11 protein-coding genes are annotated in these 12,419 nt (G+C 67.2%); 9 read left to right on the top strand and 2 right to left on the bottom strand.

The genetic code is table 11. The annotated features are described in order from the left end of the window. The first annotated feature begins 17 nt into the window (after positions 1 to 17). The 7 genes from AB0L70_RS39685 (at position 18) to AB0L70_RS39655 (ending at position 5,920) form a co-directional block, all read left to right on the top strand. Positions 18 to 386 carry a hypothetical protein gene (locus AB0L70_RS39685; RefSeq protein ID WP_363692069.1) on the top strand — a complete coding sequence of 123 codons (369 nt, stop codon included), beginning with the start codon at positions 18 to 20 and terminating at the stop codon, positions 384 to 386. Further along, positions 383 to 1,150, top strand: coding sequence for a hypothetical protein (locus tag AB0L70_RS39680; RefSeq protein WP_363692067.1), 768 nt, complete (start codon positions 383 to 385; stop codon positions 1,148 to 1,150). Before AB0L70_RS39685 ends, AB0L70_RS39680 begins: the two co-directional genes overlap by 4 nt. After that, entirely contained in the window at positions 1,143 to 2,420 is a 1,278-nt protein-coding gene (locus tag AB0L70_RS39675) for a hypothetical protein (protein WP_363692066.1), read from the top strand. Before AB0L70_RS39680 ends, AB0L70_RS39675 begins: the two co-directional genes overlap by 8 nt. 86 nt (positions 2,421 to 2,506) lie before the next feature. Further along, positions 2,507 to 3,901 (top strand): MFS transporter, encoded by a 1,395-nt coding sequence (locus AB0L70_RS39670; RefSeq protein WP_363692065.1) that lies wholly within the window; start codon positions 2,507 to 2,509, stop codon positions 3,899 to 3,901. Further along, the gene (locus AB0L70_RS39665; RefSeq protein WP_363692064.1) at positions 3,898 to 4,845 is read left to right on the top strand and encodes a sigma-70 family RNA polymerase sigma factor; all 948 of its coding nucleotides are present in this window, start codon (positions 3,898 to 3,900) and stop codon (positions 4,843 to 4,845) included. The genes AB0L70_RS39670 and AB0L70_RS39665 overlap by 4 nt, the downstream gene beginning before the upstream one ends. A gap of 13 nt (positions 4,846 to 4,858) precedes the next feature. Continuing rightward, complete coding sequence (locus AB0L70_RS39660; protein WP_363692063.1) at positions 4,859 to 5,611, top strand: isocitrate lyase/phosphoenolpyruvate mutase family protein; 753 nt, start codon at positions 4,859 to 4,861, stop codon at positions 5,609 to 5,611. Positions 5,612 to 5,716: 105 nt separating this feature from the next. Then, positions 5,717 to 5,920, top strand: coding sequence for an antitoxin (locus AB0L70_RS39655; RefSeq protein ID WP_363692062.1), 204 nt, complete (start codon positions 5,717 to 5,719; stop codon positions 5,918 to 5,920). Between the two features lie 75 nt (positions 5,921 to 5,995). On the opposite strand, the gene AB0L70_RS39650 is transcribed toward AB0L70_RS39655, so the two are convergent. Continuing rightward, positions 5,996 to 6,844, bottom strand: a complete 849-nt coding sequence (locus tag AB0L70_RS39650; RefSeq protein ID WP_363692061.1) for a class I SAM-dependent methyltransferase — start codon at positions 6,842 to 6,844, stop codon at positions 5,996 to 5,998. A 300-nt stretch (positions 6,845 to 7,144) separates the two neighbouring features. Between AB0L70_RS39650 and AB0L70_RS39645 the strand changes: the two genes are divergently transcribed. Together AB0L70_RS39645 and AB0L70_RS39640 are read left to right on the top strand one after the other, a co-directional pair. Further along, a complete protein-coding gene (locus AB0L70_RS39645; RefSeq protein ID WP_363692060.1) occupies positions 7,145 to 7,888 on the top strand; it encodes an SDR family NAD(P)-dependent oxidoreductase in 744 nt (247 codons plus the stop codon). Between the two features lie 52 nt (positions 7,889 to 7,940). Beyond that, the gene (locus AB0L70_RS39640; RefSeq protein ID WP_363692059.1) at positions 7,941 to 10,388 is read left to right on the top strand and encodes a beta-galactosidase; all 2,448 of its coding nucleotides are present in this window, start codon (positions 7,941 to 7,943) and stop codon (positions 10,386 to 10,388) included. Here AB0L70_RS39640 and AB0L70_RS39635 read toward each other — a convergent pair. Beyond that, positions 10,385 to 12,277, bottom strand: coding sequence for an ABC transporter ATP-binding protein (locus tag AB0L70_RS39635; RefSeq protein ID WP_363692058.1), 1,893 nt, complete (start codon positions 12,275 to 12,277; stop codon positions 10,385 to 10,387). The genes AB0L70_RS39640 and AB0L70_RS39635 overlap by 4 nt on opposite strands. Positions 12,278 to 12,419 lie beyond the last annotated feature (142 nt).

Here is a 12,419-nt window from a genome sequence, read left to right as displayed (position 1 = left end):
TCTGCCAGAGCTCGTCGATGTCGGTGCGGTCCTCGGGTTCTGGGGTGTCGACCCAGCCGCTGGCCCAGACGTCCTCGTCCCGGTCCAGGTCGAAGCTGGTGATCGTGGTCGGGTCGGCCAACTCGTCGAACTCGCGGCGGCTGGTGGAACTTGCCGAGCGCAACGGTACGACGGCGTACCTGGTCGACCGGGCCTCCGACGTCCTGGTGGAGTGGCTCGACGGGGTGGAGGTGGTCGGACTGACCGCGGGTGCGTCGGCACCACCGGTGCTGGTCGACGAGGTGATCTCGCGGATCGCAGCCCTTGGGCCGGTCGAGGTGGTCGAGCATGAAGTGACCCGGGAGAACGTGCGGTTCACGTTGCCGGCGGCGGTGAGGCAGCTATGAGCCTCTTCCTGAGCGGGCTGCTGTGGGTCGGTAGCGTGATGATCGTGACCGCGATCCTCGCGGTCGTGCTGCGCAGGTGGCGGCAACGGGAGGGACTTGCCTCCAACAACGAGGTCGCCGGGCAGGTCTTCACGGTCGTCGGCGGCGTCAACGTGGTGATCGCGGCGTTCGTGCTGATCTCGTTGTTCGACGGCATGGACACGGCGGACAAGACGACGTACGACGAAGCCAACGCGCTGGTCGCGGTGCAGTGGGCGGGGAACTCGTTGGCCGCGGCGGATCGGGGCAAGATCCAGACGCTGACGCGTTCGTACGCGACCGAGGTGTCGGAGCGCGAGTGGCCGGCGATGCGGTCGGGACGGGAGGTCGGCAGCGAGGGCTGGACGGTGCTGGCCGAGCTGCAGCGGACGGTCGAGCAGGCGAAGACTACGAGCGAACGGCAGGAGGATCGCCGGGTCGAAGCGGCCAACCAGGTCTGGAACGTGTACCAGGCGCGGCAGGTCCGGCTGACGTCGAGCGGTAGCGGGGTCAGCGCGGTGGTGTGGTTCGCGATCCTGATCGGCAGTGTCATGTCGGTGGCGCTGATGTTCATGTTCGGCGGGCCGGGGTTGTACTCGTACGCCTTCATCGTGTCGATGCTGTCCGGAGCGATCGGCCTGCTCCTGTTCGCGATCTACCAGTTGCAGAACCCGTTCAGCGGTGGCGCCGATGTGGGTCCGGACGCGTTCCTGTCGGCGCTGGCCCGATTGAGCGACAGTGGCTGACGTCCGACGGGCCTTTGTTAGCACCGCGGTGGTTGCCGCGCTTGCGTCCGCCTCCGCCTTGGTCGGTGTGGTTCTGGCCGAGCCGTCGACCGCCGCCGCGGAGTGCTCGTACCTGGACTTCCAATCGACGAGCTACCACTCGTTGTCGCGGTTGGTACGGGTCGACCTGCCATCCGGTACGACGACCGAGGTCGGGCGGCTCGACTACCAGATCCAGGCGGCCGGGTATGCACGGGATCAGGACCTCGTCTACGGGATCGCGACCCGGGACAAGCACGGCTGGCTGCTCCGGCATCCGTTGCTCGTCACGGTCACCCGGGCCGGTCGGGTCACGTCGTTGGGCGAGATACGGCGCGGGGTCGGGGGCATCGCGGATCCGACGGCTGGCGCGGTGGTGGGGTCGCGGCTGTATGTGCGGGATCTGCATCGGCTCTACACAGTGGACATCGACCCGCGGAGTTCGACGTACCGGCAAGTCGTGCAGGTCGTGCACCTGCCGGTGCTCGGGTTGTCGGTCGAGGACTTCGGGGCGGATCCGGTGTCCGGGGTGCTGTACGGGGTGGCAACGTACGGGCATGTGGCGAAGGTTGTGAGCCTGTCGCCGCGGACCGGCGCGGTACGGGTGATCGCCAGCGTGCCCGGGATCCCTTGGCAGGACTCGTACAGCTCGGTCGTGGTGGGATCGTCGGGGCTGTACGCCGTCCACACGGGACATGGACGGGCGAGTCAGCTATACCGGATCGGCTTCGACGGCTCGTCTCGCGAGGTGACGTCGGGGCGGGCTCTGGCCGACAGCGACGCGGCCGGCTGCCTCCGTCAGGCTGCCCCGCCACCGCCACCGCCCACACCCTCTCCGACGCCCACTCGTAAGCCGACACCAAGCCCATCGCCTACTCCGTCGCCGTCCTCCAGGCCCAGCTCGCGGCCGACTCCGACTCCGACTCCGACCCTGAGGCCAAGACCTACTCCAACTCCCACGCCCACTCCGTCGCCGAGCCGGCGGTCTTCACCCACCCCCACGCCGACTCCTTCGCTCGTGGTTCCTCCGCCTCCCGATGTCCAGCCGACCCCGACCCCAACTCCGACGCCGGTCCCATCGCGCCCACCTAGCGCTCCCGTCGACTTCACCCTCGCTCCCCGGGCAGCCGCCGTACCCAAGCCCGAGGACCACACCGTCCAGGTTCTCCGCCGCTGGTCCTTGGCCACGCTCCTCCTCATCCTCACCAGCGGCGCCGCCGCAGCCGCCCAACGCCGCATGCGTCGTCGGTAACCCACCGGAAATCAGGTGTCATCGGACCGATGAGTTTGCCGGTCGGCCGCTGTCTGTACGGGTGACAGCGAATTTCTGGAGGACCTGTGCGGACGACAAGTGAACAACGATGGGTTTTGGGCCTGGCCTCGATCGGCTCGGTCATGGTGGCACTGGATGTACTGGTAGTCGCGGCGGCGCTGACGACCATCCGGGCGGATCTCGGCGCCTCGGCCGAGCAACTCGAGTGGACGGTGAACGCCTATGCACTCAGTTTCGCGATGCTCCTGATGACGGCCGCCGCAATCGGCGACCGGTGGGGTCGACGGCGTACGTTCGCCGCCGGCCTCGGCCTCTTCACCGCAGCCTCGGTGGCTTGCGCGATGGCCAACACGCTCCCGCTCCTGATCGCGGCCCGGGCCGTCCAAGGCGTCGGCGCGGCGGTCGTGATGCCACTTGCAATGGGCCTGCTCGGAGCAGCTTTCCCACCCGAACGCCGGGGCTGGGCGACCGGCGTGTTCAGCGGCCTCACCGGCCTGGCGGTCCTGGCCGGCCCGATGATCGGCGGTGCCGTCACCGAAGGCCTCGCCTGGCAATGGATTTTCTGGATCAACGTCCCGGTCGGCCTGGTCGCGATCCCCTTCGTACTGCGGAAGATCCCCGAGAGCACCGGCCCGGTCCGCCGACTCGACCTGACCGGCGCGATCCTGATCAGCCTCGCCGTACTCGGACTCGTCTGGGGCGTGGTGAACGGCCAGAGCAAGGGCTGGTCGAGCGCCGAGGTCCTCGGATCCCTGATTGCCGGCGTCGTACTGCTCGGTGCCTTCGCCGCCTGGGAACAGCGGACCGAGCACCCGATGATCCCGCTGCCGTTCTTCCGGATCCCGACCTTCAGCGCGGCGAACTCGGCCGGCTTCTTCCTCAGCGCCGCGTTGTTCAGCGCGGTGTTCTTCCTCTCGCAGTACATGCAGGTGGTGCTCGGTTCCGGCCCGTTCATGGCCGGTCTGAAGCTGCTGCCGTGGACCGCGACCCTCTTCATCGTCGGTCCGCTCGCGGGTCGGCTGGTCGACCGCGTCGGTGAACGCCCGCTGGTCGTGGTCGGTCTGACATTGCAGACAATCGGCATGCTCTGGCTCAGCCTGATCAGCCACGGCACCCACGAGTACTACGAGTTCGTCCTGCCGCTCGTGATCAGCGGCTGCGGGATCTCGCTGGCGATGCCGGCCGCGCAGAGTGCGGGCGTCGGTGCACTCCCCCGGGAGTCCGTCGGAATCGCCTCCGGCGTCTACAGCATGACCCGCCAACTCGGTGGCGTCGCCGGCGTCGCCGTACTCGGATCCGTCTTCGTCTCCGCCGGCGGGTACGCCGGTCATGGTTTCACCCGGGCGCTGGCGGGTTGCGGCGTACTGTCGTTGCTCGGGGCGCTGTCCGGGCTCGGCATCACCGCGCGACGCCGTACCCAGGGACCGGTAGTGACCAAGGTGGCGGAGGGAGTTGGATGAACCTCGAGGACGAGTTCGCGTTGCATCGAGGTGGGTTGGTGGCGCACTGCTACCGGATGCTCGGCTCGCTGCATGACGCGGAGGACGCCGTCCAGGAGACGTACCTGCGTGCCTGGCGTGGGCACGCGGACTTCGAACAGCGCTCGACCGTTCGGACCTGGCTCTACCGGATCGCGACCAACGTGTGCCTCAACCTCCTGCAGCACAGCAGCCGTCGGGTGATTCCGTCCGCGCTCGGTGCTCCGGGCAACGATCCGGACGAAATCCATCCGCGAGCGCTCGAAGTCCCTTGGCTGGAACCGTTTCCCGATCAGATGCTCGGCGCTGACCCAGCGACAGTTGTCGGCGATCGACAGAGTCTGCGGCTCGCGATGGTTGCCGCGATGCAACATCTTCCCCCGCGGCAACGCGCCGTCCTGATCCTTCGCGAGGTGTTGACCTGGCCGGCCGCCGAGGTCGCGACGTTGCTCGACACAACGACCGCCGCGGTCAACAGTTCGTTGCAGCGAGCCCGCGCCGAGCTGGCCAGGCTCCGACCGAGCGAAGAGGACGTCAGCGAACCGGACGAACCGCTCCGGCGGGCCGTACTCGATCAGTTCTCGGCGGCCATGGAGAGCAAGGATCTCGTCGCGCTGGAAGGGCTGTTCACCGCGGACGCCCGGTGGGAGATGCCGCCGATTCCCACCTGGTTCAGCGGGCGTGGCGACGTACTGCGGCTTCTGGACTCCAAGCTCCTGGACGGGCCGGACCGGCGGATCCTGGTCGAGACATCGGCGAACGGGCAGCCCGCGTTCGCGCTGTACATCCGCGGCGACGACAAGCTCTACCACGCCCATTCGATCAAGGTCCTGACCCTGGCCAAGGGTGGCATCGCCTCCGTCATGGGCTTCCACCAGCCTGCCTTGTTCCCGGCGTTCGGCCTTCCCATCATTCAATCTCGCTAAGACGGAGAAACCCATGTCAGCAAGCACACTCCGGGCGTTGCACGTGCCCGGCACACCGCTCGTCCTACCCAACGCCTGGGACGCGGCCTCGGCCCGGATGGTCGAGCAGGCGGGCTTCCCCGCGGTCGCGACCAGCAGCTTCGCAACGTCGACAATCCTCGGGTACGGCGACGGCGAAGAGGCCCCGGTCGACGACGTCCTGGCGGCGACCGCCCAGATCGTCCGTGCTGTGTCGGTTCCTGTCACGATCGACTTCGAACGTGGCTACCGACTCGCACCGGCCGAACTCGTCGAGCGCTTCCTCGCGACCGGCGCCGTTGGCCTGAACCTCGAGGACTCAGACCCGGCCACCGCCACGATGATCGATCCGGCCGAACAAGCCGACTTCCTCGCCGCGATCCGTGCCGCGGCCGGCACCGAACTGGTCATCAATGCCCGCATCGACGCCTTCGTGCGCAAGGCCGGCACGCCGGAGGAGCAGCTCCAGACGGCGCTCGACCGCGCCGCCCGCTATCTGGCCGCGGGCGCCGATTGTGTGTACCCGATCGGCGTCGGCGATCTCGACCTGATCGGCACGCTGGTGAAGGAGATCTCCGGCCCGGTGAACGTCGGCTACGGGCAGGGGGCCAACTCCCTCGCCGATTACACCGCGCAAGGGGTGGCCCGGATCAGCTTCGGTCCGATGATCCAGCGTCACCTTTACAGCAAGCTTGCGGAATCGTTGCTTCCGGCCATCAGCGCGGATCGGAATCCGTTTGCCGAGTGATTCCTCGAGAACAAGGGTCCTCAGTCCTTGTGTGGGATCGCCGTGATCGGGTACGACAGAAGCGATAGGTAGTTCAGGCAACCATCGAACGAACGGGGAAACACGATGGGTATGTTCGACAACCTGAAGGACAAGGCGACCGAAGCTGTCGACGAGCACGGCGACAAGGTCAGCGAGGGCGTCGACAAGGCCGGTGAGTTCGCCAACGAGAAGACCGGCGGCGAGCACGGCGACAAGATCGAGCAGGGTACGGACTTCGCGAAGGACCGGCTCGACGGCCTGGACGGTCAGGACGACGACATCCAGTAATCACGACTGGACGTCACCCCTCGAAAGAACCGCTGAGCGGCCGCAGGCTCCCATGCCCGCGGCCGCTCGGCGACGTCACCGGACGTCGCGCCAGATGACGGCTTCTATTTCCCGGCGTTGTTCGGAGAAGCGGTTGTCGTCGGCGGCTTCGGTGAGGAGAGCGCGGAGATCCGTCTCGAACGCGGACAGTTCCGCGCCGAACAGGTGCGGGGTCGAGCTGGAGAGCGAGAAGACCGAGGCAACGATGTCGTCGACGGTGCGTTCCTCGATCTCGTTGCCACCGACAACGATTCGGGTCGGACCGGAGTAGCCGGCGGCACGCATGACGTCCTCTTCGCCTGGACGGGTGCCGCTCGGGGCCACTCCCTGGCCGGCCCGCCGGACCGGGCCGAGGTAGCGGGCCACGAGTTCGTCGATGGCGTTCCAGGGCGGGCGTGGATGCGGAAGATCGTTCGTACCGTCCAGTCCTCGGTGCGTCGTGGCGCCGATATGTACCCACGCGCCATCCGGCGTCAGCATGCCACGAACCCGATCGGCGACGAGCGACCGATCCATCCAATGGAATGACTGCGCGAACATGACCACCCGGAAGGTCCCGAGGTCAGCCGGCAACTCCTCCGCCCGTAGCTGCCGCCAGCTCGTGTTGTCGATTCCGGCTTGTTCTGCCCGGCGAGCAGCGGTCTTGAGCATGTCGCCGTCCGCGTCGACGCCGACCACTTCCTCGACGTACGGCGCGAACAGCAGCGTCAGCGCCCCGGGACCACAGCCCACGTCGAGCAACCGCCCGGTCCCGTCCAACCCGAGCTCATCTCGCACCGCCTCCGCCAACGCAACCGGGTAGGCCATCCGGCCCACCGCATAATGCTCCGCGCTTCCGGCGTACAGGGTCGGGTCCCACTCGAAGTTCCATTCCGTGGCATTCACCCACCGATGCTATCGACAGCTGCTGACTCGGAGCGACGCTCCGAACGTGAGCAGTTGCCGACGGCACCGGTGGGGGCCTACTCGTTTCTCCGGACGGCTTGCCTGACCGAGTGTTGGCTGTGAGTTCGCTGGCAGGTCAAGCGTTTGCGCGCCCGGGGCAACGGACTGGCCGGCGAATCTCAGAATCGCTGACAGGGGTTCGATCTGGGCGGATTCCGACGTACGCTGCTTAACCGAGGGGACTCATTGGCATTGCAGGGGGAACTGCATGATGCTGGAATCTGGTCTGCCCTGGGGCGGGTGGAGGCAGTGAATTCGTTCGGCAGGATTCTGGTCTGGATCTCTGGCGCATCGGCCGGAATCGGGGCCGCGCTGGCGACGACGATGCCGTTCGAAGCCGAACTCGTGGACATCTCTCGCCGCGGCGGTGCGCCGGGCGCGCACCATGTCGCCGTCGATCTCGCCGATCCGGCCTCGTGGTCGGTCGTCGAGAAAGACTTCAAGCAACGGATGGATGAACTGTCGCCGGACCTGGTCGTCTTCGTCCACAACGCCGGCACGCTCACACCACTCGGCCCGGCCGACCGCGTCGACACCGAGTTGTACACCCGCAACGTTCTGCTCAACTCGGCCGCTGCTCAGGTTCTCGGTCACGCGTTCCTGACCGCAGCCTCCGGGCGGGACTGCGAGCAGCACCTGATCATGATGTCGTCCGGTGCCGCACAGCGACCACACGAGGGCGAATCCAGTTACTGCGCCGGCAAGGCCGCGATCGACCAATGGGTCCGCACGACCGGCCTGGAACAGCAACGCCGAAATCCCGGCTGCCGAGTGATCTCTGTGTCACCCGGCGCGGTCGACACGGACATGCAGGCCGAGTTGCGTTCCGTCACCGACGACCAGGTGCCGGAGTCCGCCCGCTTCCGGGAAATGGACCAACAGGGCCTGCTGACCAAGGCGGAGAATGTTGCCCGCGTCATCTGGTCACTGCTGGACCGAGACCTCGACAACGGCGCAGTCCTGCACATCCGCGACCTCGGCTGAAGCTCATCTACTACGTTGTACAGCGACAACTTCAGGCGACGGTGGGAGCGCTGTGAGTTCTGTTTCGTTGGGTCGGGACGGCATTGTCATCGACGGTGAGCCACAGGTCGTGCTGTGTGCGTCACTGTTCTACTTCCGGCTACCCCGGGAGCAGTGGCGTGCGCGGCTCGAGCAGGTCCGGCGGTCCGGCTACACCTGTGTCGACGTGTACCTGCCGTGGAACTTTCACGAGCTCTCCCCCGGCCGCTGGTCGTTCGACGGTCGGCGCGATGTGGGTGCGTTCCTGGACCTGGCCCACGAGGTGGGACTGCACGTCATCGCCAGGCCAGGGCCCTACATCTGCTCCGAGTGGGACGGCGGTGCGTTGCCGGCCTGGCTCGGGCTGGACCCATCGCTCGGGGTTCGGCAGAACGAGCCGCAGTTCATTGCGGCTGTGACGGCGTGGTTCGATCAGGTGCTGCCGTTGCTCGCGGCCCGCCAGTACGGCGCAGGCGGCGCAGTCGTCATGGTTCAGTTGGAGAACGAACTGGACTTCTTCGACTGCACGGACCGATCCGGGTACATCACCGCGTTACGAGACCAGGCGCATGCGCACGGTATCGACGTACCGCTGATCGCTTGCGCCGGGCAAGGGGATCTCCTGGGTGCCACGGGCAACGTCGAGGGCGTCGTACCGGCGTGCAACTTCTATCCGAACGACGATTCGCCATTCATTGAGGAAGAAGTACGCCGGTATGCGGCCCTGCTCGCGGATCGCGGACTGCCGTTGCTGATCACGGAGACGAACCGGCGGCACCGGACCCTGCGAAGGTTGCTCGCCAGCGGTGCGTCGTTGACCGCGCCGTACCTGCAGTCGTCCGGGTGGAACTTCGGCTACACCCCGTCGAGTGGGAACTGGGGTCAGCCGGGCAACTTCATGAGCCACGGGTACGACTTCAATGGTTACGTCTCGTCGACGGGTGTCGAGCGGCCGGAGTACGCCGAGGCTCAGGTGCTGGCGTGGGTCCTCGAGGCGCTTGGACCGCGGCTGGCGTCGGCTACACCCGGTGAGCCGGTGGAGGTGGTTGCCGACTTCCCGACGAGCTCGTCGCATTCGGTGCTGGAGTTGGCGGGCGGTGGGCGACTGGTCGCCGTACCGAACCTCGGCGCCGAGGACGGGCGCGCGATCGTCGAGGGTGTGTCGTTTGCGGTGGCGGCGGACTCGTGTCCGTTGATGCTGCTCGACCTACCGCTCGCGAATACGACGCTCCGGTTCGCGTCGGCGGATCTGATGGACTCGAAGCAGGACCTCCTGTTCTGCTCGTCCGTGCCGGTGACCGTTGTCATCGGCAACACCACGGAGGAGATCCCGGTCGGATCGTCGCGCATCGTCGAAGGCGTCGTGGTCACCGTGGAGCCTCCGCCGGAGGTTTCCGAGCCGGACGTACCCGCCGCCGTGGATGGCATCGTCAGACGACGCACCTCCGTAGCACCGTCGACTCCGGCCGGGACGCATGAACTCCCGCCGACATTGGAGTCTCTCGGCGTCTATCGCGGTCGTGGCAGCTACACGACCACCGCGAAGCTGACCGACGAACTGCTGCTCGTGGGAGCGGCCGACGTCGTGGACCTGTCGATCGGCGGACGAGTCCAAACGCTGGCCGGATTCGGCGCCACCCAACGGATCGACACCCGCGGCCTCAACGGCGACCTCCACGCCACCGTGGAGATCTGGGGCCACGCCAACTTCGACGACGCCCGTCTGCCCGCACTCCGCCTCGGCGCACTCCGCGGTCTCGGCACAGTGTGGACCGTCGTCTCGGCCCAAGACATCTCCGCGCTATGGACGGTCGAAGGCCACTGGGCCGGCGATCCGGCGCCGACACGTGTCCTCGCCGGGTGGAGCAGCACGCGCATCGGTACGCCGATCACGTACACGCGCCGTGTCGACACGGATACGCCAGCAGCCGTTTATCTGAACGGGATCCACGAACCCATCGCGGTGACAATGGACAACGGCGAACCGATCGCGGTCGGTAGCGAGGACCCGTGGGTGATGTTGCCGGCAGGTACGACGCAGATCTCGCTGACGGTTCCGCATCACCCGAGTGGTGAGCGTCTCCGCGCCGAGTTGCTTGCGCTGAAGCCGGTGCTGGGTTGGACTTGCGCCGTACAGGACGATGAGCTGCTGACCGCGTTCGCGTCGCAGGGCCCTTCCGGGTCGGCGATCGAACTGCCGCTGACGTTGCAACCGGGTGAGGAAGCGTGGCTCGACGTACACCTTCCGGCGTCCGAGAAAGGCTTTGTCCTCCGGCCGGAAGGGAGCCAGGTCCGGGTCACCGGCTGGGCGTCCGGCGAGTGTGTCGGACGGGTGTGGCTCGGCGATCGACCGACCTTCTCCGGCGGGGACCCCGACATACTGTGGATCCCGCCGGGCTGGTCCGGGCTGACCTTGCTGGTCCGAGGTCATGGTGGCCCGGCCACGCCGGAGCTCCGTGCGCTCCGGCTCGAGTCTGCCTAGGCGGCCTTGGCGAACTGGGTCGCGTAGAGGTCGGCGTACAGGCCGTTGCTGGCCAGGAGTTCTTCGTGGGTACCGCGTTCACGGATGCGGCCCTCGTCGAGGACGAGGATGACGTCGGCGTTGCGGACGGTGGACAGCCGGTGCGCGATCACGAGTGACGTCCGGCCGACCAGAGCGTTGGCCAGCGCGGCCTGTACGGCGGCTTCGGATTCGGAGTCGAGGTGCGCGGTGGCCTCGTCGAGGATGACGATCGACGGGGACTTGAGGAGGAGGCGAGCGATCGCCAGACGCTGACGTTCGCCGCCGGAGAGGCGGTAGCCGCGGTCGCCGACCACCGTGTCGAGGCCGTCGGGCAGGCTGTTGACCAGGGTCGAGATCTGCGCGGCTTCGAGGGCCTCGTGGAGTTCGTCGTCGGTCGCTTCCGGGCGGGCGAGCTGCAGGTTGGCGCGAATCGTGTCGTGGTACATGTGCGAGTCCTGCGTGACCACGCCGATCACGTCGCGCAGCGAGCGCTGGGTGACCTCGCGGACATCGTAGCCGCCGACCAGGACAGCTCCGCCGGTGACGTCGTACATCCTGGAAACCAGGGACGAGAGCGTTGTCTTGCCGGCGCCGGAGGGGCCGACGACGGCGACCATCTGGCCGGGTTCGACGGTGAAGCTGACGTCCTTGAGGACGTCCTCGCCGGTCTCGGCGGACAGGGTCGCGACCGACTCGAGCGAGGCCAGTGACACCTCATCGGCGGACGGATAGTGGAACGACACGTGATCGAACTCGATGGACGGCTCGACTGTTGCCGGGAGCTCCTTCGCGTCCTTGCGATCGGCAACCATCGGCGGGAGGTCGAGGACCTCGAGCACGCGCTCGAAGCTGACCAGGGTGGTCATCACGTCGACCTGGAGGTTCGAGAGTGCGGTGAGCGGGCCGTACAGCCGGTTCAGGTACGCCGTCAGGGCGACGACCGTACCGATGCCGAGGGTCCCGGCGACCGCGAACACGCCGCCGACGCCGTACACCAGGGCGACAGCGAGCGCTGCGACCAGGGTGAGGGAGACGCGGAAGATGCTTGCGTACATGGCAGTGGTGACACCGATGTCGCGGACCCGCGCGGCCTTGCCGGCGAAGTCCCGGGACGAGTCCTGCGTGCGGCCGAACACCTTGGCCAGGACGGCGCCGGCGACATTGAAGCGCTCGGCCATGGTCTGGGCCATCGTAGCGTTCAGCTTGTACGTCTCGGCTGTTGCCTCGCGCAACTTCCCGGCCATCAGCCGGGCGGGGACGACGAACAGCGGGAGCACGACCAGCGCGAGCAGCGTGATCTGCCAGGACATCACGAACATCGCGCCGAGCACGAGGGTGACGCTGAGGACGTTGCTGACCACGTTGGACAGGGTCGAGGTGAAAGCTTGCTGGGCGCCGAGGACGTCACCGTTCAGGCGCTGGATCAGCGCGCCGGTCTGGGTCCGGCTGAAGAACGCGACCGGCATCTGCTGCACGTGATCGAACACGGCGGTACGCAGGTCGTAGACGAGCCCCTCACCGATGCGTGCGGAGAACCACCGCTCGCCGAGCGTGACCGCACTGTTGACAATCGCCAGCAGTCCGACGACGAGGGCCAGCCACACGACGAGTCGGGAGTTACCCGGGACGATGCCGCGGTCGATGATCGCGCGGAAGAGCAGCGGGGTGACGGCGCCGGTGCCGGCGTCGAGGGCGACGAGGACGAGGAAGGCGGCCAGATAGCCGCGATACGGACGGGCAAAGCTGAGAATGCGACGCAGCGTGCCCGCTGACAGTTTGTGATGCCGGACGGAGGAGTCCTTGAGCAGCGAGCGCATCGCACGCCCGCCACCGCCTCCCCCACCCGGAAGTCCAGAGATCTGTGACATGCAGATCCTTTCGATCGGGGAACAAGATATACTGAGTTTACCTCACTATGAGCTAACCTCACAAGATCCCCAGCTATTCCCCCACCATGGGCGGCAGGCGCGTGAGGAGGGTCGTCTCGGGGTGGGCGGCACTAGGCTCGGG

Source organism: Kribbella sp. NPDC051952, assembly GCF_040680855.1.
In the GTDB taxonomy this organism is placed as follows: domain Bacteria; phylum Actinomycetota; class Actinomycetes; order Propionibacteriales; family Kribbellaceae; genus Kribbella.
The sequence above is the reverse complement of the archived record's forward strand: the minus strand, read 5'-3'. Positions and strand labels throughout refer to the sequence as shown.